This is a genomic window from Leclercia adecarboxylata (assembly GCF_035787115.1).
In the GTDB taxonomy this organism is placed as follows: Bacteria; Pseudomonadota; Gammaproteobacteria; order Enterobacterales; family Enterobacteriaceae; genus Enterobacter; species Enterobacter adecarboxylatus_E.
In genome coordinates this window covers 518,384-541,905 of sequence record NZ_JALKTL010000002.1, presented here as the reverse complement: position 1 = coordinate 541,905, position 23,522 = coordinate 518,384, and the positions used below count along the sequence as shown (strand labels likewise).

General features: G+C 59.3%; 23 protein-coding genes and 1 riboswitch. Of the genes, 10 read left to right on the top strand and 13 right to left on the bottom strand.

Going from position 1 to position 23,522, the window contains the following annotated elements:
• The first annotated feature begins 206 nt into the window (after window positions 1-206).
• Window positions 207-341: riboswitch (molybdenum cofactor riboswitch) on the top strand.
• From moaA to MXM41_RS09980, 6 genes are all read left to right on the top strand, one after another.
• Complete coding sequence (gene moaA / locus MXM41_RS10005) at window positions 329-1,318, top strand: GTP 3',8-cyclase MoaA (RefSeq protein ID WP_325931657.1); 990 nt, start codon at window positions 329-331, stop codon at window positions 1,316-1,318. Its footprint overlaps the riboswitch before it by 13 nt.
• Window positions 1,319-1,338: 20 nt before the next feature.
• Entirely contained in the window at window positions 1,339-1,851 is a 513-nt protein-coding gene (moaB, locus tag MXM41_RS10000) for a molybdenum cofactor biosynthesis protein B (RefSeq protein ID WP_325931656.1), read from the top strand.
• A 3-nt stretch (window positions 1,852-1,854) separates the two neighbouring features.
• Window positions 1,855-2,340, top strand: a complete 486-nt coding sequence (gene moaC, locus MXM41_RS09995; protein ID WP_325931655.1) for a cyclic pyranopterin monophosphate synthase MoaC — start codon at window positions 1,855-1,857, stop codon at window positions 2,338-2,340.
• Entirely contained in the window at window positions 2,333-2,578 is a 246-nt protein-coding gene (moaD, locus tag MXM41_RS09990; RefSeq protein ID WP_039029381.1) for a molybdopterin synthase sulfur carrier subunit, read from the top strand. Before moaC ends, moaD begins: the two co-directional genes overlap by 8 nt.
• A gap of 1 nt (window position 2,579) precedes the next feature.
• Window positions 2,580-3,032 (top strand): molybdopterin synthase catalytic subunit MoaE, encoded by a 453-nt coding sequence (gene moaE / locus MXM41_RS09985; RefSeq protein ID WP_325931653.1) that lies wholly within the window; start codon window positions 2,580-2,582, stop codon window positions 3,030-3,032.
• 58 nt (window positions 3,033-3,090) lie between these two features.
• Window positions 3,091-3,798 carry a Bax inhibitor-1 family protein gene (locus MXM41_RS09980; protein WP_039029383.1) on the top strand — a complete coding sequence of 236 codons (708 nt, stop codon included), beginning with the start codon at window positions 3,091-3,093 and terminating at the stop codon, window positions 3,796-3,798.
• A 54-nt stretch (window positions 3,799-3,852) separates the two neighbouring features.
• On the opposite strand, the gene MXM41_RS09975 is transcribed toward MXM41_RS09980, so the two are convergent.
• The 3 genes from MXM41_RS09975 to MXM41_RS09965 are packed head-to-tail and all read right to left on the bottom strand — an operon-like array spanning window position 3,853 to window position 6,814.
• Window positions 3,853-4,815: a YbhN family protein gene (locus MXM41_RS09975; protein WP_325931652.1), complete on the bottom strand. Its 963-nt coding sequence runs from the start codon at window positions 4,813-4,815 to the stop codon at window positions 3,853-3,855.
• Entirely contained in the window at window positions 4,815-6,056 is a 1,242-nt protein-coding gene (gene clsB / locus MXM41_RS09970) for a cardiolipin synthase ClsB (protein ID WP_325931651.1), read from the bottom strand. Before clsB ends, MXM41_RS09975 begins: the two co-directional genes overlap by 1 nt.
• The gene (locus tag MXM41_RS09965; protein WP_325931650.1) at window positions 6,053-6,814 is read right to left on the bottom strand and encodes an endonuclease/exonuclease/phosphatase family protein; all 762 of its coding nucleotides are present in this window, start codon (window positions 6,812-6,814) and stop codon (window positions 6,053-6,055) included. Before MXM41_RS09965 ends, clsB begins: the two co-directional genes overlap by 4 nt.
• Window positions 6,815-6,946: 132 nt before the next feature.
• Between MXM41_RS09965 and MXM41_RS09960 the strand changes: the two genes are divergently transcribed.
• The gene (locus MXM41_RS09960; protein WP_325931649.1) at window positions 6,947-7,357 is read left to right on the top strand and encodes a YbhQ family protein; all 411 of its coding nucleotides are present in this window, start codon (window positions 6,947-6,949) and stop codon (window positions 7,355-7,357) included.
• Here the strand turns inward: MXM41_RS09960 and MXM41_RS09955 are convergent.
• The 5 genes from MXM41_RS09955 to cecR all read right to left on the bottom strand — a co-directional run bounded on the left by MXM41_RS09955 (window position 7,319) and on the right by cecR (window position 13,045).
• Window positions 7,319-8,425 (bottom strand): ABC transporter permease, encoded by a 1,107-nt coding sequence (locus tag MXM41_RS09955; RefSeq protein WP_325931648.1) that lies wholly within the window; start codon window positions 8,423-8,425, stop codon window positions 7,319-7,321. The genes MXM41_RS09960 and MXM41_RS09955 overlap by 39 nt on opposite strands.
• A 95-nt stretch (window positions 8,426-8,520) precedes the next feature.
• Entirely contained in the window at window positions 8,521-9,654 is a 1,134-nt protein-coding gene (locus tag MXM41_RS09950; protein WP_325931647.1) for an ABC transporter permease, read from the bottom strand.
• Window positions 9,647-11,383, bottom strand: coding sequence for an ATP-binding cassette domain-containing protein (locus tag MXM41_RS09945; RefSeq protein ID WP_325931646.1), 1,737 nt, complete (start codon window positions 11,381-11,383; stop codon window positions 9,647-9,649). The genes MXM41_RS09950 and MXM41_RS09945 overlap by 8 nt, the downstream gene beginning before the upstream one ends.
• On the bottom strand, window positions 11,376-12,371 hold the full coding sequence (hlyD, locus tag MXM41_RS09940) for a secretion protein HlyD (RefSeq protein WP_325931645.1): 996 nt from the start codon (window positions 12,369-12,371) through the stop codon (window positions 11,376-11,378). The genes MXM41_RS09945 and hlyD overlap by 8 nt, the downstream gene beginning before the upstream one ends.
• On the bottom strand, window positions 12,368-13,045 hold the full coding sequence (gene cecR / locus MXM41_RS09935; RefSeq protein WP_325931644.1) for a transcriptional regulator CecR: 678 nt from the start codon (window positions 13,043-13,045) through the stop codon (window positions 12,368-12,370). Before cecR ends, hlyD begins: the two co-directional genes overlap by 4 nt.
• 226 nt (window positions 13,046-13,271) lie before the next feature.
• On the opposite strand from cecR, the gene rhlE reads away from it, so the two are divergent.
• Both rhlE and dinG read left to right on the top strand, forming a co-directional pair.
• Window positions 13,272-14,633, top strand: coding sequence for an ATP-dependent RNA helicase RhlE (rhlE, locus tag MXM41_RS09930; RefSeq protein WP_325931642.1), 1,362 nt, complete (start codon window positions 13,272-13,274; stop codon window positions 14,631-14,633).
• Window positions 14,634-14,728: 95 nt separating this feature from the next.
• The gene (dinG, locus tag MXM41_RS09925; protein WP_325931641.1) at window positions 14,729-16,906 is read left to right on the top strand and encodes an ATP-dependent DNA helicase DinG; all 2,178 of its coding nucleotides are present in this window, start codon (window positions 14,729-14,731) and stop codon (window positions 16,904-16,906) included.
• On the opposite strand, the gene MXM41_RS09920 is transcribed toward dinG, so the two are convergent.
• Genes MXM41_RS09920 through MXM41_RS09900 form a run of 5 tightly spaced genes read right to left on the bottom strand, consistent with a single transcriptional unit; the run spans window position 16,893 to window position 22,234 of the window.
• Entirely contained in the window at window positions 16,893-17,393 is a 501-nt protein-coding gene (locus tag MXM41_RS09920) for a fimbrial protein (protein ID WP_325931640.1), read from the bottom strand. The genes dinG and MXM41_RS09920 overlap by 14 nt on opposite strands.
• Before the next feature lie 8 nt (window positions 17,394-17,401).
• Window positions 17,402-18,388 (bottom strand): fimbrial protein, encoded by a 987-nt coding sequence (locus MXM41_RS09915; RefSeq protein WP_325931639.1) that lies wholly within the window; start codon window positions 18,386-18,388, stop codon window positions 17,402-17,404.
• Between the two features lie 16 nt (window positions 18,389-18,404).
• A complete protein-coding gene (locus MXM41_RS09910; protein ID WP_325931638.1) occupies window positions 18,405-20,945 on the bottom strand; it encodes a fimbria/pilus outer membrane usher protein in 2,541 nt (846 codons plus the stop codon).
• Between the two features lie 24 nt (window positions 20,946-20,969).
• Entirely contained in the window at window positions 20,970-21,644 is a 675-nt protein-coding gene (locus MXM41_RS09905; protein ID WP_325931636.1) for a molecular chaperone, read from the bottom strand.
• A 53-nt stretch (window positions 21,645-21,697) separates the two neighbouring features.
• Window positions 21,698-22,234, bottom strand: a complete 537-nt coding sequence (locus tag MXM41_RS09900; RefSeq protein WP_325931634.1) for a fimbrial protein — start codon at window positions 22,232-22,234, stop codon at window positions 21,698-21,700.
• A gap of 277 nt (window positions 22,235-22,511) precedes the next feature.
• Here MXM41_RS09900 and ybiB point away from each other — a divergent pair, with 277 nt between their 5' ends.
• A complete protein-coding gene (gene ybiB, locus MXM41_RS09895) occupies window positions 22,512-23,474 on the top strand; it encodes a DNA-binding protein YbiB (protein ID WP_325931632.1) in 963 nt (320 codons plus the stop codon).
• The last annotated feature ends 48 nt before the right edge of the window (window positions 23,475-23,522 follow it).

Genomic DNA, 23,522 nt, shown 5'->3' with positions numbered 1-23,522 from the left:
CAACAGATAAACAGTAACTCAACTACCCCTAAATGACGATGCTGCGACCCGCGCAAAATGACGTATATCAATGCAAAATTTTAATATTTACGTATTCTGAATCGAAATTGCACGATTAGCTCGTTATGTACATGTTTATATAACGAAAGTCGAAGATAGCGAAACTCGGTTTAACACGCTACTATCGACATAACCACGTTTTCATGACTGAAAACATACACTCTAGCCTTTGCGCCTGTGTCGACAGATATGGCGCTCTGGCCGTGGCGCTTTCGCCACCAGGGTACAGAAAGAAATGACTGTGCCTCCCGTATCAGGAAAGGTGTACATGGCTTCACAACTTACCGATGCATTCGCGCGTAAGTTTTTTTACCTGCGTTTGTCGATTACCGATGTGTGCAACTTCCGTTGCACCTACTGCCTGCCGGATGGCTACAAACCCGGTGGCGTTACCAATAACGGCTTTCTCTCTGTGGATGAAGTGCGCCGCGTCACGCGTGCGTTTGCCGCCATGGGAACAGAAAAAGTCCGGCTCACCGGCGGCGAACCCTCGCTGCGCCGGGACTTCACCGACATCATCGCCGCGGTGCGTGAAAACGACGCCATCCGCCAGATTGCGGTCACCACTAATGGTTATCGTCTGGCGCGCGATGTCGCCGGCTGGCGCGAGGCGGGGCTGACGGCCATTAACGTCAGCGTGGACAGCCTTGACGCCCGCCAGTTTCACGCCATCACCGGGCAGGATAAATTTCACCAGGTGATGGACGGCATCGATGCGGCCTTTGCGGCTGGCTTCGACAAGGTGAAGGTCAACACCGTGCTGATGCGCGATGTGAATCACCACCAGCTGGATACCTTCCTGGCATGGATCAAACCCCGCCGCATTCAGCTGCGCTTTATCGAACTGATGGAGACCGGCGAGGGCAGCGATCTCTTCTCCCTCCATCACATCTCCGGCATGGTACTGCGCGATGAGCTGCTCAAACGCGGCTGGATCCATCAGCTTCGCCAGCGCAGCGACGGCCCGGCGCAGGTCTTTTGTCACCCCGACTACGAAGGGGAGATCGGGCTTATCATGCCGTATGAAAAAGACTTCTGTGCCAGCTGTAACCGCCTGCGCGTCTCGTCGGTGGGCAAGCTGCACCTGTGCCTGTTTGGCGACGGTGGCGTTGAGCTGCGCGATCTGCTTGCCGATGATGCGCAGCAGGCGGCGCTGGAAGCGCGCATTTCTGACGCGCTGATGCACAAAAAACAGACCCACTTCCTGCATCAGGGCAACACCGGGATCACCCAGAACCTGTCATACATTGGCGGGTAATCGCTACAAGGAACCAGAAGATGAGTCAGGTAAGCGCAGAATTTATCCCGACGCGTATTGCTATTCTTACCGTTTCCGAACGCCGTGGCGAAGAGGATGACACCTCTGGTCACTGGCTGCGCGATGCGGCCCACGAGGCGGGGCATCAGATCGTCGACAAGGCCATCGTAAAAGAGAATCGCTACGCCATTCGCGCGGAAGTATCGCGCTGGGTTGCCAGTGATAACGTCCAGGTAGTGCTGATCACCGGCGGCACCGGGTTTACCCCGGGCGACCAGGCCCCTGAGGCGCTGCTGCCGCTGTTCGATCGCGAGATCGAAGGCTTCGGCGAGGTGTTCCGCATGCTCTCGTTTGAAGAGATCGGCACCTCCACTTTGCAGTCGCGCGCCGTTGCGGGGATCGCCAACAACACGGTGATCTTTGCCATGCCGGGTTCGACCAAAGCGTGCCGCACCGCGTGGGAAAACATTATTGCCCCGCAGCTGGATGCCCGCACGCGTCCGTGTAATTTCCATCCTCACCTGAAGAAATAAGCTATGTCGCAACTGACCCACATTAACGCCGCAGGCGAAGCCCATATGGTGGACGTCTCCGCCAAGGCCGAGACCGTGCGTGAAGCCCGCGCGGAAGCGTTCGTCACCATGCTTCCGGAAACGCTGGCGATGATTATCGACGGCAGCCACCACAAAGGGGACGTTTTCGCCACCGCGCGCATCGCCGGGATCCAGGCCGCCAAACGCACCTGGGATCTTATCCCGCTGTGCCATCCGCTGATGCTCAGCAAAGTGGAGGTCAACCTGCGTGCCGAGCCGGAGCACAACCGCGTGCGCATTGAGTCGCTGTGCCGCCTGACCGGGAAAACCGGCGTCGAGATGGAAGCCTTAACCGCGGCCTCTGTGGCGGCGTTAACCATCTATGACATGTGCAAAGCGGTGCAAAAAGATATGGTCATCGGCCCGGTTCGCCTGCTGGCGAAAAGCGGGGGAAAATCGGGCGATTTCAGGGCACAAGAGAATGATTAAGGTACTGTTTTTCGCACAGGTTCGTGAGCTGGTGAATACCGATAGCCTGACGCTGGATATTCAGGTCGATACCGTGGAAGCGCTGCGGGCGCACCTGGCGGCGCAAAGCGACCGCTGGGCGCTGGCGCTGGATGCAGAAAAACTGCTGGCGGCGGTAAACCAGACGCTGGTGGAGTTTACCCATCCGGTTAAGCCGGGCGATGAGGTCGCCTTCTTCCCGCCGGTTACCGGGGGCTGAGATGGCTGAGACCAAAATTGTTGTTGAGCAGGCGCGTTTCAACGTTGGCAGCGAATACAGCTGGCTTGCTGCGCGTGACGAAGATGGCGCGGTGGTCACCTTCACCGGCAAAGTGCGTAACCACAATCTGGGCGACAGCGTGAAGGCGCTGACCCTTGAACACTATCCCGGCATGACCGAAAAGGCGCTGGCGGAGATCGTCGACCAGGCCCGCGAACGCTGGCCGCTCGGTCGCGTCACCGTGATCCACCGCATCGGCGAAATGTGGCCGGGGGAGGAGATCGTCTTTGTCGGCGTCACCAGCGCCCATCGCGGCAGCGCCTTTGCCGCGGGCGAGTTTATTATGGATTATCTCAAAACCCGCGCCCCGTTCTGGAAGCGCGAAGCCACCCCGGAGGGCGACCGCTGGGTCGAGTCCCGCGACAGCGACAAGGAAGCCGCCAGCCGCTGGTAGCCGGATTGCCGGGATGTGTTAGGCTTTAACAGTGTGTCCACTTAAAAAGGAGTGCGTTATGGACAGATTTCCCCGTTCCGATTCTATCGTTCAGCAGAGCCGTACCGGGCTGCAAACCTATATGGCGCAGGTCTACGGCTGGATGACCTGCGGCTTGCTGCTTACCGCCTTTGTCGCCTGGTTCTCAGCAAACACGCCTGCCGTAATGATGTTTGTCTTCTCCAGCAAAATCACCTTCTTTGGCCTGATCATCGCCCAACTGGCGCTGGTGTTTGTCCTCTCCGGGCTGGTGCATAAGCTCAGTGCCGGAATGGCCACTACGCTGTTTATGCTCTATTCGGCGCTGACCGGCCTGACGCTCTCCAGTATCTTCATCGTCTACACCTACTCCTCCATCGCCAGCACCTTTGTGGTGGCCGGCGGGATGTTTGGCGCGATGAGTCTCTACGGCTATACCACCAAACGCGACCTGAGCGGCTTTGGCAATATGCTGTTTATGGCACTGATCGGCATCGTGCTGGCGTCGCTGGTGAACTTCTGGCTGAAAAGCGAAGCGCTGATGTGGGCGGTGACCTATATCGGGGTGATTGTGTTTGTGGGGCTGACGGCCTATGACACGCAGAAACTGAAAAACATCGGTGAGCAGATTGACGTGCGCGACAGTTCCAACCTGCGCAAGTACTCCATCCTTGGGGCGCTGACGCTCTATCTGGACTTTATCAACCTGTTCCTGATGCTGCTGCGTATCTTCGGCAACCGTCGTTAACCGTCATGCCCGGCGTAGCTCTTTTTTCCCTCTCCCCTTTCGGGAGAGGGAACATCACTTCGCCATCTCTCTCTCGTTTTTGGCCCGCAGCTTTTTCGCCCGGCTCTCCAGCACCAGATAACAGACCGTTGCCAGCCCCAGGGGCAGGAAGTAGTAGAGCATGCGATAGGCCAGCAGGGCGGCGATGATGGTGCCGTGAGAGACATGCTCCCCCGCTAACAGCGCGATAAACACCGCTTCCAGCACCCCAATCCCGGCAGGAATATGCACGATCACCCCCGCGATACTGCTTACCAGCAGCACGCCCAGCACAAAGAAGTAATTGATATCTTCGCCCATCAGCAGCCAGATAATGGCCCCCATCGCCATCCAGTTAGCGGCTGAAATCCCCATCTGCGCCAGCGCAAAACGCCAGGTGGGGAGCACCAGTTTCTGCCCTTTAATGGTCATATGGCGCCGCTTAGCGAACGCACAGGCCCACAGATAGGCGGCGATCATCAGCAGCAACACGATACCGAGAATGCGCAGCGTGGACTGATCGATATACCAGTGGTCGGGCAGCTGCACTACGCCGGCAGTGAAGATCACCCCGCCCAACAGGATGTAGCCCAGCCAGTTGGTGGTAATGCTCAGGGAGAAGATACGGGTGATGGTGCCGCTGGGCAGTCCCAGGCGGGAGTAAAGCCGGTAGCGCATGCCGATACCCCCAACCCAGGTACTTAAGGTCAGGTTAAAGGCATAGCAGATAAACGACACCAGCATGACCTGGCGCTTGGCCAGTTTGTGCCCGCAGTAAACCCGCCCCAGCAAATCGTAACAGCCGTACAGCAGGAAACTTACCACCACCAGCGCTACCGCGCCCATCAGCGACAGGCGATCGTAATCGCGGATAACCTTCCATACCTCGGCCCAGTCAACCTTTTTGGCATACACCACCAGCAGCACCGCAACGGCAATGAAAAACACCCAGGTGAGGATCTTCTTTGCCAGATGCCAGCGCGAATGTTTTTTACTCATCAGGGTTTTACCCCCGTATTGCCTGCCTCGACACGATCCTGGGTCTCCATTTCAGGCTGCACCGGCGGCGGTACCTGCGACAGCTTGGGCGTATGGGCTGGCAACCAGCCCACCAGCGCCGGGAAATGGCGCAGGAAGTGGAACACCACCACGCTCTTGCCCAGATTCCACCAGGTACGTTTCGGCACCATCGACTCATCCACCCGCACGCAGTCCTCGGCAATGATGGTGGTGAGATTTTCGCGCAGGGTCTGGTTAAACTGGCGATCGTGGATAATCAGGTTGGCCTCCAGATTCAGCGACAGGCTGAGGGGATCAAGGTTGCTGGAGCCGACGGTCACCCAATGATCGTCCATCAGCGCCACCTTGCCGTGCAGTGGGCGGCGGCGATATTCGTAAATTTCTACGCCACCTTTCACCAGATAGTTGTAAAGCAGGCGCGCGCCAACCTTGACTATCGGCATATCCGGCTCGCCCTGGACAATCAGCTTAACCCGCACGCCGCGCCGCGCCGCGTTACGCATGGCGTGCAGCAGACGATAGCCGGGGAAGAAGTAGGCGTTGGCGATGATCACTTCGCGTCGGGCGTTGGTCAGCATCTTCAGGTAATGGCGCTCGATATCATCCCGGTGCTCTTCGTTATCGCGCCAGACAAACAGCGCCTGGGCTTCCCCCGGTTTGGTGTTCTCTTCGGGGCGATGGCGCCGCTTCCACCAGCGGCGCACTGCCGCTTTGCCGGGCAGGTTTTCCACCACAAACTGTAAAATATCCTGCACCACAGGTCCTTCGACCTGGACGGCGTAATCCTGCTTGGCTTCCGGACCATAGTCCGACATATGTTCTGCGGAGTAGTTAATCCCGCCGACAAACGCCACCTGCTCATCCACCACCACAATTTTACGGTGCATGCGGCGAAAAACGTTGGTGCGCATCCCGAGCAGGGGAGGGCGCGGATCGTAGTAGCGGAATACCACCCCTGCCGAGGTGAGTTCTCCGACGAAATCGTCGCTCAGATCGGGGGAGCCGTAGCCGTCGAGCAAGACTTCGATATGCACGCCGCGCTGAGCAGCGCGCAGGATCACGGCATGCAGTTTTCGCCCCACGCTGTCTTCAAACCAGATAAAGGTTTCAAGCAGTACCCGGCTTTGCGCGTTTTCGATGGCTTCAAACACGGCGGGGTAATATTGATCGCCATTTTCCAGCAGCTTTATTCGGTTGCCGCTTTGCCATGAACATTTCATAGATGGATCTCCGCACTTAACGGCGCATGGTCGGAAAGGTGTCGCCAGTTGCTCAGGGCCAGCGCGGTAGGGCTGCTGGCATGGGCGTTTTTGACATAGATCCTGTCCAGACGCAGCAGCGGAAATCTCACCGGGAAGGTGCGGGCGGGCCTGCCGTGGGCGAGGGTAAAGATCTCCTCTAACCCGGCCTCCACTTTTAGCGGATGGCTGGCACGCTGGCGCCAGTCGTTAAAATCTCCGGCGACCACCACCGGCTCTCCTTCCGGCAGGCCATTAACCCATTCGCTCATCATCTGCAGCTGCGCCTGCCGGTGCGCTTCACGCAGGCCAAGATGGACCGAGGCCACGTGCAGCGGCCTGACCAGTTCCGGAATCCCGATCCGGCAGTAGAGCAGCCCGCGCTTTTCACTCTCGCCAACCGACACATCGTGATTTTCATAATGTTCGATCGGGTAGCGGGAGAGCACGGCGTTGCCGTGATGCCCCTCGGGATAGACGGCATTACGCCCGTAGGCGTAGTCGCTCCACATGGTGTCGGCGAGAAATTCGTAGTGGCTGGTATCGGGCCAGTTTTCCACATGCAGGGGATGCACTTCATGCGCGCCCATCACCTCCTGCAGGCAGACAATATCCGCGCTGACGGTGCGCACGGCGTCACGCAGTTCGGGCAGAATGAAACGGCGGTTAAAAGCCGCAAATCCTTTGTGAATATTGATTGTTAACACTTTAAGCGAAAAATGCCGGGTTTGTTGGGTCATACACTCCTTCCCGCGTCACTATCCTGATGAAAATAAAGTGTAGTCGTCGTCACAAAAAGGTGCTGTGTTACGGAATTTTCCGTAAAGTGCGATAGTCTGAACATGCAGAGTAAAATCCTTCAGGAGAGTGCCATGAAGTGGCAACAACGCATTCGCGTCGCAACCGGCCTGAGTTGCTGGCAGATTATGTTGCATTTATTGGTCGTGGCCGTACTGGTGATGGCCTGGATGAGCGGTACCCTGGTGCGGGTCGGCTTAGGATTATGCGTGCTGTACGGCGTGACCGTCCTGTTGATGCTCTTTTTACAGCGTCATCATGAAGCGCGCTGGCGCGAAGTGGCGGACGTGCTCGAAGAGCTCACCACCACCTGGTATTTTGGTGCGGCGGTCATTGTGTTGTGGCTGTTGTCACGGGTACTGCAAAACAACTTTTTGCTGGCCGTTGCAGGTCTGGCTATCCTTGCAGGGCCAGCGGTGGTTTCGCTGCTCACCAGAGACAAAAAGCTACGCGATATTCCGCCTGAACATCGCATACGCCACTGAGCCCGTCACGGCCGCTATCACCAGTAGCGGCCACAAACTCCCCCACACAATATCCAGACTCGCATCCTTCAGGTAAATCTGCTTGGTGATATCGGTAAAGTGCCGGATCGGGTTGACCCAGGTTAGATTCTGCAGCCAGACCGGCATGTTCTCTACCGGCGACACATAGCCCGAGAGCAAAATGGCGGGCATCATAAAGACGAATACCCCGATAAACGCCTGCTGTTGGGTCGAGCAGAGCGCTGAAATCAGCAGGCCAAACCCCACCAGCGACAGCCCGTAAATCACCATCGTGAAGTAAAACAGCAGTAGCGATCCGGCAAAGGGGATGTGATAGGCCCAGATGCCAATCGCCAGCACTATGCTTGCCTGGAAGGTGGCAACGATCAGCGCCGGAACCGCCTTACCCACAAAGATCTGCCAGGTGGCCAGCGGGGAGACCAGCAGCTGATCGAAGGTGCCCTGCTCGCGCTCGCGGGCCACCGACAGCGAGGTGACGATCATCACCCCAATGGTGGTGATCATAGCGATCAGCGATGGCACCACAAACCACTTGTAGTCGAGGTTCGGGTTATACCAGTTGCGCACCACCAGCTCGCTGTTGTTCGGTTTGGGTTTGCCCTCCATCAGCTCCTGCTGATACTCCTTCACCACCTGTTGCAGGTAGTTGGCGGCGATTTGCGCGCTGTTAGAGTTACGCCCGTCGAGGATCAGCTGCATGGGCGCCGTTTGCAGGGTGTCGAGATTGCGGGAAAAATCGGCCGGGAAGCGCACCAGCAGCAGCGCCTTTTGCGTGTCGATGGTTGGCTTTATCTCTTGCGGGCTGTTCAGGAGCAACACGTGGGTAAACGCTTTGGCGCGGGCAAAGCGCTGGGTCAGCTCCACCGAATGCTTGCCGTTATCTTCGTTATAGATGGCGATGGTGGCGTTGGTCACCTCCAGCGTCGCGGCCCACGGGAACAGTAATACCTGGATCAGCACCGGCAGAATCAAAATTGCCCGGGTCTGGGGCTCACGCAGCAGAGACTGCAGCTCTTTGCGGATCAGCGTCCATAGACGGTAAAGCATAGTGTCGTCCTCTTGTCGGGTGGCGCTTTCGCTTGCCCACCTGCAAATCAACAGGTCTTGCAGGCCCGGTAAGCGAAAGCGCCACCGGGCGAAACCTAATCTAACCGCCGTTTGGTTTTCATCCACGTCAGGCCGATAAACATCACCGCTGACGCAATCAAAAACAGCAGATTCACAATCAGCACCACCGGGATATTGCCCGCCAGGAACAGGCTCTGCAGGGTGCTGACGAAATAGCGCGCCGGGATGATGTAGGTCACCGCCCGGATCACTGCCGGCATACTGTCGATCTGAAAAATAAACCCGGACAGCATAATCGACGGCAAGAACGCGGCATTCAGCGCCACCTGGGCGGCGTTAAACTGGTTGCGGGTGACGGTGGAGATAAGCAGCCCCATCCCCAGGGTGCTGAGTAAAAACAGGCTGGTAATGATGAACAGCACCAGCAGCGAGCCGCGATACGGCACGCCGAGGATAAACACTGCGACAAGCATGCAGAGCAGCATCGCCAGCATCCCGAGGAAGTAGTACGGGATCAGCTTGCACAGCAGCAGTTCGGTGCGCGTCACTTCGGTGGAAAGTAGCGCCTCCATGGTGCCGCGCTCCCACTCGCGGGCGATCACCAGCGAGGTGAGAATGGCGCCGATCACCGTCATGATAATGGTCACCGCGCCGGGAATAATAAAGTGCTGGCTGATGGCCGCCGGGTTAAACCAGTAGCGGGTCTGGACGTCGATCAGCGGCTCAAACGTCTCGCCGCGATCTTCTGCCCGTTGCATCTGCCACAGCTGCCAGATCCCCTCCGAGTAACCCTGTACAAAGTTGGCGGTGTTGGGCTCGCTGCCGTCGGTGATCACCTGTATGGGGGCGGTGTCACCCGGGCTTGCCATACGGGCCGCGAAATCCACCGGGATCACAATCAGCCCGCGAATGCGCCCGGCCTGCATCATCTGGATGAGTCCCTGGCGGTCGTCGCTGATGGTGGCGTCGATATAGGGCGAACCGGTCAGGGTATGGGTAAAATCCAGCGCCTCTTCGCTGTGCTGCTCCAGCAGGATCCCGACCCGCAGCTTGCTGGAGTCAAGATTAATGCCGTAGCCAAAGATAAACAGCAGCAGCAGCGGGATCACCACCGCAATCAGCCAGCTGCTCGGGTCGCGCACTATCTGCCGCGTCTCTTTGATGCACAGAGCGCGAACCCGACGCCAGGAGAGGGCATTGTTAGCCATGGCCGTGCTCCTTGTCCCAGTCATTAATCAGCGTGATAAACGCCTGTTCCATGGTGGGATCGGGCAGTTGCTCGTCTGCCACCTGGGCTTTCAGATCGTCGGGCGTGCCGTGGGCAATCAGCTTGCCGCGATAGACCAGCCCAATCCGGTCGCAGTACTCCGCCTCGTCCATAAAGTGGGTGGTGACCATCACCGTAACTCCTTTTTCCACCATGCTGTTGATGTGCAACCAGAACTCCCGGCGGGTGAGGGGGTCGACGCCGGAGGTGGGTTCATCAAGAAACAGAATGTCCGGCTCATGCATCAGGGAGCAGGCCAGCGCCAGCCGCTGCTTAAACCCGAGCGGCAGCGCGTCGGTGGCCTGGCTGGCAACCTGGCGCAGGCCAAACGCCTCGCTCATACGGGCGATTTTTTCATTCTGTACGCGTCCGCGAAGGCCGTAGACGCCGGAGAAAAAGCGCAGATTCTGCTCAACCGTGAGATTGCCGTAAAGCGAGAATTTTTGCGCCATATAGCCCAGATGCTGCCGCGCTTTGCCAGAACTCACTTTCAGATCCATATCCAGCACCAGCGCTTTTCCGGCGGTAGGCACCAGCAGGCCGCACATCATTTTAAAGGTGGTGGATTTCCCCGCGCCGTTGGGCCCCAGCAGGCCGAAAATTTCGCCGCGCTTCACAGCGAAGTTCACATCATCGGTGGCAGCAAAATCACCGAACTTTTTGGTCAGGGATTTAGCTTCGATTACCGTCTCGCCAGGCGTGCCCTCCACGGTGTGCAGGATCGCCCCCAGCGGGGATTCAGCGGTTCCCGCGCCGCCGAGCAGATCGATAAAGGCATCTTCAAACCGCGGGGCGGTATCATCAATCGCCAGATCCGGCAGATCCGCGCTCTGGCGCAGGTCATCGGCGCTGGCCTCTTTTTTGAGGATCACCCGCACCGATTTACCCTGAATCATCCCGTCACTCACCTGGGGCAGCTTCAGCACCCGCTGCAGCAGGCGACGGTTATTTTCGTGAGGCGAGTGCAGCAGCAGGCTGCGTCCGGTCATGCTTTGGGTGAGGGCAGTGGGATCGCCCTGATAGAGCAGCTCCCCTTCGTTCATCAGCAGCACGTCCCGGCACTGCTCTGCTTCGTCGAGATAGGAGGTGCTCCAGAGAATTAACATCCCGTCACCCGCCAGCTCATGCACCATCTGCCACAGCTCACGGCGGGAGATAGGGTCGACGCCCACGCCGGGTTCATCCAGCAGCAGCACCTTTGGCTCGCCCACCAGGGTGCAGGCGAGCCCCAGCTTTTGCTTCATGCCGCCGGAGAGCTTGCCTGCCAGCCGCCCGGTAAAAGGCCCGAGCGAGGTAAATTCCAGCAGGCGCTGAAAGGTTTTCTCCCGCGTCTCGCCGGTCACGCTGCGCAGGTCGGCATACAGGGTCAGGTTCTCCATCACCGTGAGATCTTCATACAGGCCGAACTTCTGCGGCATATAGCCCAGCATCGCGTGCAGGGCGCGATCGTCCCGGACCGGGTCGAGTCCCAGCACGCTGACGCTGCCTTCGTCAGGCTTCAGCAGCCCGGCCAGCATCCGCATCAGGGTGGTTTTACCCGCGCCGTCCGGGCCGACCAGGCCGGTGACGTAGCCTTTATGCAGCGTGCAGTCGAGCGGCGCGACGGCGGGTTTATCCATCCCGGCAAAGCGTTTGACCAGGCCGGTAAGCTGGATCACCGCCTCACTCATGGCCTTGCCCATTCTCGAAGCTGACGGTCACCGGCATCCCCTGGCGCAGGGCATCGTCAGCATCGGTGACGACAATGCGCAGGCGATACACCAGATCGGTACGCAGATCCGGGGTTTCGACGGTTTTCGGCGTAAATTCGGCGGTCGGTGAGACAAAGCCGATTTTTCCGTGGTAGGGCTTGTCCGGACGGCCATCGGTATAAAGCAGCACCTCGCGCCCTGGTTTAGCCTCCCCGAGGCTGGCTTCGTTCACATAGGTCCGCACCCACACCGGGCGGGTTAACGACAGGGTCAGCACCGTGCTGCCCGCGTTAAGCATGCTGCCGGGCTCCACGGCGCGGGTCATCAGCGTACCGTTGGCCGGGGCCACCAGGGTGGTGTCGTGCAGATCCAGCTCGGCCTGTGCCAGCTGGGCCTGGGCCTGTTCGAGGCTGGCTTTTGCCTGAGCGATATCCTGCTCACGGTTGCCGGCGCGGTACTGGCGCAACTTATCCTGGGAAGATTTCAGGGTAGCGAGCGCCTGATCGCGCGAGGAGCGGGCATTTTCCAGATCGTTGGCTGACACGGTGCGGCTTTTCCACAGTCCCTGCTGGCGAACAAAGAAGTTCTGCGCATAGTCATAGGCGGCCTGCGCCTGTTTGACGGCGGCGGCGGCCTGGGCCACCTCTTCGTCGCGGTAGCCCGCCTGCATTAAATCGTACTGCGCCTGGGCCACGGCCACGCCCGCCCTGGCCTGCAACAGCGCGTTCTGGTACGGAGCCTGGTCCAGCGCGCCCAGCGTCTGGCCAGCGGTAATAGCGTCCCCCTCATCCACGTTCAGGGAGCCCAGCCGCCCACCGACGCGAAAGCTCATGTTCAGGGTGCGGATATCGACGTTGCCGTACAGAGTCAGCGTTTTATCCTGCTGGCTCTGATACCACAGCCAGCCGCCGATACCGGCTGCCAACACAACCACCACGGCCACAATAATGGCGACAGGTTTCTTCATGACTCCAGGCTCCTTTGCGTTAACCCCTGCAAAATTAAATCAACATGACAGGTAATGACCTGACCGATCTGCAGGGCTTTATCCTCATCAAATTCGGTCCAGCCGGTACGTAACAGGATGGTTTCGCGCCCCAGGCGAAAGGCCAGCACCTCGCCCAGCAGGGCGTGGGTATGCAAAATGGTCTGCGTATCCAGAGGATCTCGCCCGGTATAGGCCGCCACCAGCCGGGTCAGGTGGGAGTGCATCGGGGCGATAACCTGATCGTGTACCAGTTGATAAGCGGCGGAGGGCGAGAGTTGCTCGCGTGAGATAAACTTACTCAGGTTCAGCGTATCGTCATGGGTCAGCAGCTGAATCATATTGTTGCAGGCATTTAAGATCAGCCCGCGAATGGCGGCGCGATCCGGCGAAGACTGTGCGAGCAGCGCGGTGGCTTCCTCTACGTGTGGGCGAAATTGGGTGCCAATAAAATCGGCGATCCACTGGGCGCAGGCGAGGTAGAGATCCTCTTTCGAGCCAAAGTAATAGGTGATGGCGGCGATATTCTGCCCGGCCTGCGCCGCGATATCGCGGGTGGTGGCATGCAGCCCATACTCGCCAAACTGCGCCAGCGCGGCGGCGATTAACTGGCTTTTGGCCTGCTCGCCTTTGGTAGTGGTCGGGATTGGATTCATAGCGGCACACAAAATTAATCAATCGATTGATTAAGATTATGGCTACTTTTTGAACTTGTCCAGTTTTGTTGTCTGATGAAACGCCCGCAGGCGGGATATTTTATGCGCCATGTCACAAAAGCTGCTACACTCCGCTGCTTCGCGACACCGTGGTTTTTGTCCTTTTATTCGTCACTATCTCCCTGAAAACTACACCTGAAAATGGTCGGGGCGGTTCGGAGTTGTTATGTCTTTTGATACCCTTGGCCTGAACCCGGAAATCCTGCGCGCTGTGGCGGAGCAGGGCTACCGCGAACCTACCCCGATTCAACAGCAGGCCATCCCCGCCGTGCTGGCAGGCCGCGATCTGATGGCCAGCGCCCAGACCGGGACCGGTAAAACCGCAGGCTTTACCCTGCCAATGCTGCAACGCCTTATTTCGAGCGAACCGCACGCCAAAGGTCGTCGCCCGGTGCGCGCCCTGATCCTGACCCCAACCCGTGAACTGGCCGCCCAGGTGGGTGAGAACGTGCGCGAGTATAGCCGCTATCTCAATATCCGCTCGCTGGTGGTGTTTGGCGGCGTAAGCATCAATCCGCAGATGATGAAGCTGCGCGGCGGTGTGGACGTGCTGATCGCAACGCCCGGCCGTTTGCTGGATCTGGAACATCAGAATGCCGTTAAGCTCGACAGCGTGGAGATCCTGGTGCTCGACGAAGCTGACCGCATGCTCGATATGGGCTTCATCCACGATATTCGTCGCGTGCTGGCAAAACTGCCGTCACGCCGTCAGAATCTGCTTTTCTCCGCGACCTTCTCCGATGAGATCAAAGGGCTGGCGGAAAAGCTGCTGCACAACCCGCTGGAAGTAGAAGTGGCGCGTCGCAACACCGCTTCCGAGCAGGTAACCCAGCATGTGCACATGGTGGATAAAAAGCGCAAGCGCGAGCTGCTGTCCCAGATGATTGGCGAGGGCAACTGGCAGCAGGTGCTGGTCTTCACCCGCACCAAGCACGGCGCAAACCACCTCGCGGAACAGCTGAACAAAGACGGGATCCGCAGCGCGGCGATCCACGGTAACAAAAGCCAGGGGGCACGTACCCGCGCGCTGGCCGACTTCAAATCCGGCGACATTCGCGTGCTGGTGGCAACCGACATCGCTGCCCGCGGCCTGGATATCGAAGAGCTGCCGCACGTGGTGAACTACGAGCTGCCGAACGTGCCGGAAGATTATGTCCACCGTATTGGCCGTACCGGCCGTGCGGCGGCGACGGGCGAAGCGCTGTCCCTGGTCTGTGTCGATGAACTCAAACTGCTGCGCGACATCGAACGTCTGCTGAAAAAAGAGATCCCCCGGATTGCCCTCGACGGGTATGAGGTTGATCCGTCCATCAAGGCCGAGCCAATCCAGAACGGACGCCAGGGCGGTCGTGGGCAGGGCGGTGGACGCGGGCAGGGCGGCGGCGGTCGTGGACAGCAGCAGCCGCGCCGTAGCGAAGGCGGCGCGCCGAAAGCGGCCAGCAAGCCACCGCGTCGCGATGGCGAAGCGAAACCGGCAGGTGAAGGGCAGCGCCGACGCCGTCCGCGTAAACCTGCCAGCGCGCAGTAATCTGGAAGCCCGGTCGTAAAGCCGGGCTTTTCTTTTGCGGCCCGCTTGAGAAAGTGCCACAATAGTGGCTGTTTATACAGTATTTCAGGTTCATCATGGCTTTAACCGCCGCGCTGAAAGCGCAAATTGCCGCCTGGTATAAGGCGCTACAACAGCAGATCCCCGATTTCATTCCCCGCGCACCGCAACGGCAGATGATTGCCGATGTGGCAAAAACGCTGGCCGGTGACGAGGGCCGACATCTGGCAATTGAGGCGCCGACCGGCGTCGGGAAAACCCTGTCCTACCTGATTCCCGGTATCGCCATTGCCCGGGAAGAACAAAAGACGCTGGTGGTCAGCACCGCCAACGTCGCCCTGCAGGATCAGATCTACAGTAAAGACCTCCCCCTGCTGCGTAAAATCATTCCCGAGCTGCGCTTTACCGCCGCCTTTGGTCGCGGGCGCTACGTCTGCCCGCGCAACTTAACGGCGCTTGCCAGCAGCGAACCCAGCCAGCAGGATCTGCTGGCCTTTCTGGATGACGAGCTGACCCCTAACAACAAGGCCGAGCAGGAGCAGTGCGCCCGGCTGAAGGCCGATCTCGACAGCTACAAATGGGACGGCCTGCGCGATCACACCGATCAGGCGCTCAGCGACGATCTCTGGCGCAGGCTCAGTACCGACAAGGCCAGCTGTCTGAACCGCAACTGCCACTACTATCGCGAATGCCCGTTCTTTGTCGCCCGCCGCGAGATCCAGGAGGCCGAAGTGGTGGTTGCCAACCACGCACTGGTAATGGCGGCCATGGAGAGCGAGGCGGTGCTGCCGGACCCAAAAAACCTGCTGCTGGTGCTGGATGAAGGCCATCATCTGCCGGATGTGGCTCGCGACGCGCTGGAGATGAGCGCCGAGATCACCGCGCCCTGGTTCCGCCTGCAGCTCGATCTGTTCTGCAAGCTGGTGGCGACCTGCATGGATCAGTTCCGCCCGAAGACCATCCCGCCGCTGGCCATTCCGGAGCGCCTCAGCGAGCACTGCGAAACGATTTACAGCCATATCGCCACGCTCAATAACATGCTTAATCTCTATCTTCCGCCCGGCGCGGACGCGGAGCACCGCTTTGAGATGGGCGAGCTGCCGGATGAGATCATGACTATCTGTCGCGAGCTGGCGCAGCTTGTCGAAAAGCTGCGCGGGCTGGCGGAGCTGTTTTTAAACGATCTCAGTGAAAAAACCGGCACCCATGACGTGGTGCGCGTCCACCGGGTACTGTTGCAGATGAACCGCGCGCTGGGCATGTTTGAAGGACAAAGCAAGCTGTGGCGGTTAGCGTCGATGGCTCAGGCCTCCGGGGCGCCGGTCACCAAATGGGCGACGCGTGAGGTCAAAGAAGGGCAGGTGCATCTGTTCATGCACTGCGCGGGCATTCGCGTCAGCGATCAGCTGGAAAAGCTGCTCTGGCGCAGCGTTCCGCATGTGGTGGTCACCTCCGCCACGCTGCGCTCGCTGAACAGCTTCTCCCGTTTGCAGGAGATGAGCGGCCTGAAGGAAAAAGCAGGGGATCGCTTTGTGGCCCTCGATTCACCGTTCAACCACTGCGAGCAGGGCAAACTGGTGATCCCGCGCATGCACTATGAGCCGCTGATCGACAACGAAGCGCAGCACCTCGCTGAAATGGCGGCCTACTTCCGCGAACAGCTGGAAAGCAAAAAATATCCCGGCATGCTGGTGCTGTTCGCCAGTGCCCGGGCGATGCAGCTGTTTTTAACCTTCGTCACCGACCTGCGTCTGCTGTTGCTGGTGCAGGGCGATCAGCCCCGCTACCGGCTGGTGGAACTGCACCGTAAACGCATTGAGGCCGGGGAGCGCAGCGTGCTGGTGGGGTTGCAGTCCTTTGCCGAAGGGCTGGATCTCAAAGGCGACTACCTGACCCAGGTGCATATTCACAAGATTGCCTTTCCGCCCATCGACAGCCCGGTGGTGCTCACCGAGGGGGAGTGGCTGAAAAGCCTGAACCGCTTCCCGTTTGAGGTGCAGAGCCTGCCCGCGGCGTCGTTCAATCTCATCCAGCAGGTGGGGCGTCTCATCCGCAGCCACAGCTGCTGGGGTGAAGTGGTGATCTACGATAAACGGCTGCTGACCAAAAATTACGGCAAGCGCTTACTGAACGCCCTGCCGATCTTTCCCATCGAACAGCCCGATGTGCCGGAGGTAAAAAAACGCCCGGCAAAACTGGCTGCCGGGCGCAAGAAAAGCATCCATGCTAAGAGGCGCGGTCCTACTGGTAAGTGAAGGTAAACTGTACCTGGCTTGAAAACTCGCCGGCGGTGACCGGGGTGTGTGACGCGTAATAGCGTGCCGCCATCGGGAAATCGGCGGTGTGGGTGATGGGATCGATCACCGCATTAAAGCGCGCCTCCGGCGCCAGGATAATGTTGTCGGTGCGGTCAGCCAGCTCAAGCGCCAGCCCTCTGGCGGTGCCGGTGTTCGCGAACTTAAACGGGTGGATCAGATCGCGCTGCCCCTCCAGGTTGATCGTGGCCAGCGTCAGGCTTTGCGGGCAGTGAGAGATGGTGATATCAAACTTCTTCCACACCCCGGTATCCCCCACCGCCTTAAAATCGCTGGCCACCGCCTGACCGAGATCGACCACCTTGTTCTGGCTGGTACTGTCCACCTCGCAGGCGGTGTCGTAAATATTGCCTCTGATGCTGAGGATCACGTCGGTGGCCAGGGCAGGCAGGCTGGCCAGCAGTATGAGCAGGGCGACATATTTCATCGGAATCCTCACTGGTATTCAATGTCGAGGGTGGCAATGGTATTGGCTCTCCCGGCGGTCACCTGGTCGCTCGTCTGGTAGTACTGTACCAGGAAGGGCAGGTCGAACGGCTGGTTGGGGACGGTCCGATCGCCAAAGGGGATGGGGTAGTCGTAGCGCAGTTTCACCCCGCCCACCAGCATTCGTACCCCGACACCGGTGGCGCTGTCGCTGCCTGGCGTCAGATTCAGTACATCATCCCCTTCGCCGATGGAGGTGCTGCCGTTGGCGCTGGTAACCCGGGCGGTCATGGTGACTGTGTCGGTGCACGTTGCCGTCAGGTTAAAGCTTTGCCAGCCGCTGGTGCTGCCGACGTGGGTAAAGAGAGTGACTGGAAAATTCCCCAGCTTAATGACCAAGCTTTTCGGATCCACCGAGCAGGTCGTCGCCTTCAGCGCCAGACGGCCGCCGTAGCGCACGGCATTCAGCTGGCCGAGCTGCTGATCCGGGTAGATCCTAAGCGACCAGATGCCGTTGCGTATCCTGGTTGACTGCTCACCCGTGGTGCTGGCGGTTTTGATCAGCTGCATCGTGAGCGACACGTTAAAAGTGCCGGAGCCGTCGCTGCTGACGTACCCCAGCGGCGTGCTTCTGCTGTCGCAGTGGGCGGCGCGGCCCCGTACCGGTTGTCCGGCGCTATTGAGTAGCTCAATGCCAATCCCTTCGATACCGCTACGGTAGACGCCAGGCATCCCCGGCACCTCCTCGCCCTCGCCCAGATGACAGGCGACAATCGGCTTGCCGCTGTCGGCTTCATCGCAGGTGCCGTTTACCCTGTGGGTGCGAACGGAGCCGGGAATGGCGTTGCCCACGCCCAGCGTCGTGGGAACGCTCAACGCCCCCGGCGAAGCATTCCAGGGGAGATCGGCTGTAGTACAGGCCGCTTTTGCCTGGGGTATCAACAGAAACAGCGCGGCAAACAGAGCCAGCAGGCCGCCGTATCGGAATGTTTTCATCTTCTCCTCGACGCCATCAGGTGCATTGCGCGGTGATGCTAATCACCGGATCCGCAGAGCGGGACGGCAGTTGGTAATGGGCGGAGCAGTGCGCCTCTGCGCCTTTGCCCCAGCTGACGTTGACCTGACCCCGAGCATGCATCCCGGTCAGGTAGACCTGGCCGCCATCGCCCACGATAAATTCACCGCTCTCATGGGCGGGGGCGGCGGTCGCGCCAAAGGGAACCGGGCGACCATCGGCGCGGGTGAGGGTCAGCAGCACCCGACTGCCGACCCGGGTATCAAAGCTTGCGCGGACGACTGCGCCCCGGGTAGGGGTCACCACTTTTGCCGCCTGGCCGACGTCGGCCCCGGCGGGCAGGCTTTCGGTATCCAGCGCTACGGTGTTGTGGTGGTATGGCGTGACGTAAGGCACGATGGCGTAGCCACGGTAGTCGGTTTCAACCCCGGTCTGGTTGTCGATTCCGGTGCCGCTCGCGCCCGGCGCCTTCACCAGCGCCACGGTATCGCCCATCGGCTGGCCGAGGGTGACGCCGTTGGCGTGAACAATCATGCTGCCCTGTACGCCAAGGTTAAGCTGGCGCTGCTGGTTGTCCTGTGAATAGCCCGCCGTCATTTCGCCGTAGGTGGCTTTGTAATCGGTGTTCAGGTTGCTGCTGTCCCCGCTGGTGTGGCTGTAGCCCTGCTGCACGCCCCAGCTGAGATTATTGTCGGCAAGCGCGGTGCCGCTCAGGCCAACGCTCTGGCTGGTATCATGCCTGCTGCTGTTGAGGGTGTAATTGACCCAGGCGTTGCTCAGCCAGCGATCCAGCGGCACCGAGACGTTAAAGGCGAGAGTCTGCTCGTTGCCCCGATCGTTATCATCCTGGTTATCCGCGGTATTTTTGCTCAGACCATAGTTGATGCCATAGCTGATGCCGCGCCAGCTGCCGTTATAGCCGAGGCTGAGGGAGGTCATGCTCTGGTCGCTGTGCCAGTAACTCTCCTTTACCAGGCTTAACGTCATCGAGCCAAAGGCCCCGCCCAGGGTCTGATCGACTGTCGCTTCCTGGCGAGTGCGCCGCTGGTCGGCAGGCGTCCAGTCGTCGTTGTGGGTATGCGAGTCAAACACCTCCGCCATAGTGGCAAAACCGGCGCTGTTGTAGCGATATCCGGCTACCGTAAAATGCGTACCGGTGCTGGCAAAATCCTTGCTGTAGCGCACCCGCCAGGCGCGGCCCCGGGTCGTTTTTTGCCCCTGCATCTGCGATTTGGCCCCGGTGACATCCACCGAAAACGCTCCCCAGTCGCCGATGTTTTTTCCGGTGCCGAGCGCCAGGGCATCGTAATACCGGCTGGTCTGGATGCCGCCATAGGCGGTGAGATCGTACGGCAGGCCGTATATCCCGGTGCCCTGTAAAAACGGAGTGGTCTCCACGCTGTGGTCATAGCTGCGATAGCGGCCGCCGGTCAGGCTGTATTTGAAGCGGCCTTCGCGCTGCAACACCGGCACCGAGGCGTAGGGCACCACAAAATGCTGCTCGCTGCCGTCGGTCTCTTTCACGGTGACGTTGAGATCGCCGCTGCCGCCGGTGGGGTAAAGATCGTTAATCTCAAACGCGCCGGGGGCTACATAGTTCTGGTAGATCACGTAGCCGTTCTGGCGCACCACCACCTGGGCATTGCTGTGCGCCACGCCACGAATGCGCGGGGCAAAGCCTTTCATGCTGTCCGGCAGCATGTCATCGTCCGAGGCGATCTGCGCCCCGGTGAACGACAGGCTGTCAAACACGTCGGAAGGCGTGGCGCTCTGCCCGAGGGTGACCACGCTACCCAGCGACACAATATTGCGCTGCGCATAGCTGTACACCGACGAGAAATCCCGCTGGGTAGTGCGATCGTCGCGGGTCTGGCTCCACGTGGAGTAGTTGCGCAGACGCCAGGCGCCGAGGTTCAGCCCCGGACGCAGGTTCAGGTATTCGTTGCGTTGATGCTCACCTTCATCTCCCCGGCTGCGGCTATCCCCGACGGCGTAGCCGTAGTTGAGCAGAAAGGCGTTGATGCCGTTATCCATCTCGTCGGGGGCCACATAACCGTGGGGCACTGGCGTAATCGCCGCCTGCGGGATACTCAGCAGCAGCTGCTGCGGGCCCGGGCGAAAGGTGGCGCTGGCGGCAGGTAACCCAGAGAGATCGACACAGTCATCACCCCGGGTGACGCTGAATTTATCGCTCTGGATACCCAGGCTTTTGAGGGTCTCTGCGGACAGACAGGGTTGCAGAGTGGTCTCTCCCCTGGCTGACTTTTGCAGGCCAAAGGCGATCTTTTTACTGGCGACCTTGTTGTTATTCACATACACATCCACCTGATAGCTCCCGGGCGCAATGCCCGGGCCAGACTCGTACAGCGAAAGGTCGGTCTTGCCCTGACCAGGAGTATCGATATCCAGCAGCGCCGGGTTGAAGTAATCCGCCGCCAGCACCTGCTGAACCCCAACGCTCAGCGCTGCGCAGCCCAGCGCAACCAGCAGGGCGCGCAGGGGGCGACGTGGCGCGTTGGTGGAATAGTCCCAGGGCATGGCGACGTCCGGCGGCGTAAGCCGTTACTGCAGGCTGGCAGACCAGGCGTGGCTCACCGCGCCATAGTCATTGATGATCTTCCAGCTGACGCGGGTGCCGCCGATCCCGCCCGGAACCGCAAAGTGCGCCTCACTGTAAGGGGCAACCCAGGTAACGTTGTCGACTTTTTTGCCGTTCAGGGTGATGGCCTGGAAATTCATGTAAAAGGGCGTCGGGTTACTCACCACCAGGTTATTGCCCTGTTTATGCCAGCGTAATGTGCTGGCAACCTCGTCCGGCTTACCCTTGATGCCCGTCGGGCGATAGATCAGCTTGATGCGCGTTTTGATGGCGATTTGCAGGGTGTTGCTGCTCTCTTCCCGGGAGGTGGACGGAATCGTTTTGATATTCAGCCAGTAGAGCGACTCGCGATCGGCTGGCAGATTGCCCCCGGTGCGCACCACGCGCAGAACGTTATCCCGGCGTCCATCCAGGCGAAACAGCGGCGGAGTAATAAGGAAAGGCGTTTTTTCCCGCGCGTTATCGACGCTTTCCACCCAGGATTGCACAAGATAGTCGAGGGTATCCGGGTTAGAAACTCCCAGCGACGCTTCTTTTTTATCTCCCTGATAAATTAAACGGGTCCCTTCGATAATTACCCCGGCGTGAGCGGCGGTGGTTATTAATAACAGGGAGGCGATGAAAACAGATTTACGCATGGCGGGACTCTGAATAAAGCACCGCGCCTGACCGATAGCCAGGCGCGACAGGGTTAGTTGTACATGACGGTAAAGGTGGAGACGGCATTCGCCGGGCCGGCAGTAATCGTGCTGCCGGTCTGGATATAGCGTGCGCCAAAGACCAGATCGTTGGTGGTGGTGCCAGACTGGAGTGCGTAGCTGGTCGAGGCGGTATACAGGCTCAGCGGATTTTCTGTTTTGTCCAGCAGCTGAATTCCCACGCCGGTTGCCGCGCCGGTACCCGGCGTGACCGCCAGCACGTTAGTATTGCTGCCATCTGCAGAGCCGCCAAAGGTAATGGCGGCGCTGGTGATACTCTCGGGGCAATCTTTGAGCTGTATATCAAAACGGATGGTGCCGGTGGTAGAGCCGGAACCGGTAAAGGCTGTTTGCGACACTTTACCCAGCGAAACATCCAGCGGGCTGCTGACGCCATTGACCACCTGGCAGGCAGAATCGATGATCTCACCCGTAAAATTAATTTGCCCCTCGCCGCTGTTTGCAGCCCAGGCAGAGACAGAACAACATAATGCTGTGGCAATAAAGGTGCCGGAGATAATTTTACGCATAATAATTCCTGAAAAATTCCGGAGTTAATAACATCCGTTGTGATTTATTGATGAATTAAGCGGGCAGCTTTTTATCGGGGCCTAATTTACGGAATTTATTGCAAACGAATTACTATTGACCGGGTCAATAGTGATTTCATTAGTTGTTGAAATATAATTTTTCCTGCTAATACAAAGGGATGGTATTCCTTCCGCCTGGCAGCGATAAGAGAAAAGTCTGTCCGATGGCGCCTTATCAACGCTATAGTGTTAACAAGATGTCACAAGGAGAACGATCGTGGATTATCGCAAAATTATCAAAGAGGTCGGCCGGGGAAAAAACCACGCCCGCGACCTGGATCAGGAGACCGCCCGGGCGCTCTATACCGCGATGCTGAACGGCGAGGTGCCGGACCTGGAGATGGGCGGCATTTTGATTGCCCTGCGCATTAAGGGCGAAGGCGAAGGGGAGATGCGCGGCTTTTACGAGGCGATGCAGTCGCAGACCCTGCGGCTGACGCCCCCCGTCGCGAAGCCGATGCCGGTGGTGATCCCAAGCTATAACGGCGCGCGTAAGCAGGCCAACCTGACCCCGCTGCTGGCGATCCTGCTGCACAAGCTGGGGTTCCCGGTGGTGGTGCACGGGGTGAGTGAAGATCCGACCCGCGTGCTGAGCGAAACCATTTTTACCCTGTTAGGCATTGAGCCTACCCGCCACGGCGGTCAGGCACAGGCGAAGCTGGACGGGCACCATCCGGTCTATATTCCGGTGAGCACTCTCTGCCCGCCGCTGGAAAAACAGCTGGCGATGCGCTGGCGCATGGGGGTGCGTAACAGCGCCCACACCCTGGCGAAGCTGGCAACGCCCTTTGCCGAAGATGCCGCGCTGCGTCTCTCCAGCGTCTCGCACCCGGAATATGTCACCCGCGTAGCGACCTTTTTTGCCGATATCGGCGGCAGGGGGCTGCTGATGCACGGCACAGAAGGCGAAGTGTATGCCAATCCGCAGCGCTGCCCGCAGCAGACGCTGATTGATGCCGCGGGCGCCCGGGTAGTGCTGGAGCGCGGGGAGGAGAACAGCAACGTCTCTCTGCCGCAGGCGAAAGATGCCGAAACCACGGCGCGCTGGATAGAGGGCTGTCTGGCCGGACGCGAAGCGGTGCCGCACTCTCTGAAGCTACAGATGGCCTGCTGTCTGCTGGCGAGCGGTCAGGCAGAGACGGTCGATGCTGGCCTGGCGCGGGTTAACCAGAGTTTTTAGCAAAAAAAAGCCCGTCCAGCGATGGACGGGCCAAAAAATAACAACAGG

Bases quoted from the DNA above. Each gene is read 5' to 3' on its own strand.
- cecR (WP_325931644.1), bottom strand. From the start codon at position 13,045: ATGAATCCAATCCCGACCACTACCAAAGGCGAGCAGGCCAAAAGCCAG.
- moaB (WP_325931656.1), top strand. From the start codon at position 1,339: ATGAGTCAGGTAAGCGCAGAATTTATCCCGACGCGTATTGCTATTCTT.
- MXM41_RS09945 (WP_325931646.1), bottom strand. From the start codon at position 11,383: ATGAGTGAGGCGGTGATCCAGCTTACCGGCCTGGTCAAACGCTTTGCC.
- moaE (WP_325931653.1), top strand. From the start codon at position 2,580: ATGGCTGAGACCAAAATTGTTGTTGAGCAGGCGCGTTTCAACGTTGGC.
- moaA (WP_325931657.1), top strand. From the start codon at position 329: ATGGCTTCACAACTTACCGATGCATTCGCGCGTAAGTTTTTTTACCTG.
- rhlE (WP_325931642.1), top strand. From the start codon at position 13,272: ATGTCTTTTGATACCCTTGGCCTGAACCCGGAAATCCTGCGCGCTGTG.
- MXM41_RS09905 (WP_325931636.1), bottom strand. From the start codon at position 21,644: ATGCGTAAATCTGTTTTCATCGCCTCCCTGTTATTAATAACCACCGCC.
- dinG (WP_325931641.1), top strand. From the start codon at position 14,729: ATGGCTTTAACCGCCGCGCTGAAAGCGCAAATTGCCGCCTGGTATAAG.
- MXM41_RS09960 (WP_325931649.1), top strand. From the start codon at position 6,947: ATGAAGTGGCAACAACGCATTCGCGTCGCAACCGGCCTGAGTTGCTGG.
- MXM41_RS09920 (WP_325931640.1), bottom strand. From the start codon at position 17,393: ATGAAATATGTCGCCCTGCTCATACTGCTGGCCAGCCTGCCTGCCCTG.
- MXM41_RS09975 (WP_325931652.1), bottom strand. From the start codon at position 4,815: ATGAGTAAAAAACATTCGCGCTGGCATCTGGCAAAGAAGATCCTCACC.
- moaD (WP_039029381.1), top strand. From the start codon at position 2,333: ATGATTAAGGTACTGTTTTTCGCACAGGTTCGTGAGCTGGTGAATACC.
- MXM41_RS09955 (WP_325931648.1), bottom strand. From the start codon at position 8,425: ATGCTTTACCGTCTATGGACGCTGATCCGCAAAGAGCTGCAGTCTCTG.
- MXM41_RS09950 (WP_325931647.1), bottom strand. From the start codon at position 9,654: ATGGCTAACAATGCCCTCTCCTGGCGTCGGGTTCGCGCTCTGTGCATC.
- MXM41_RS09915 (WP_325931639.1), bottom strand. From the start codon at position 18,388: ATGAAAACATTCCGATACGGCGGCCTGCTGGCTCTGTTTGCCGCGCTG.
- MXM41_RS09965 (WP_325931650.1), bottom strand. From the start codon at position 6,814: ATGACCCAACAAACCCGGCATTTTTCGCTTAAAGTGTTAACAATCAAT.
- moaC (WP_325931655.1), top strand. From the start codon at position 1,855: ATGTCGCAACTGACCCACATTAACGCCGCAGGCGAAGCCCATATGGTG.
- MXM41_RS09910 (WP_325931638.1), bottom strand. From the start codon at position 20,945: ATGCCCTGGGACTATTCCACCAACGCGCCACGTCGCCCCCTGCGCGCC.
- MXM41_RS09980 (WP_039029383.1), top strand. From the start codon at position 3,091: ATGGACAGATTTCCCCGTTCCGATTCTATCGTTCAGCAGAGCCGTACC.
- clsB (WP_325931651.1), bottom strand. From the start codon at position 6,056: ATGAAATGTTCATGGCAAAGCGGCAACCGAATAAAGCTGCTGGAAAAT.
- MXM41_RS09900 (WP_325931634.1), bottom strand. From the start codon at position 22,234: ATGCGTAAAATTATCTCCGGCACCTTTATTGCCACAGCATTATGTTGT.
- hlyD (WP_325931645.1), bottom strand. From the start codon at position 12,371: ATGAAGAAACCTGTCGCCATTATTGTGGCCGTGGTGGTTGTGTTGGCA.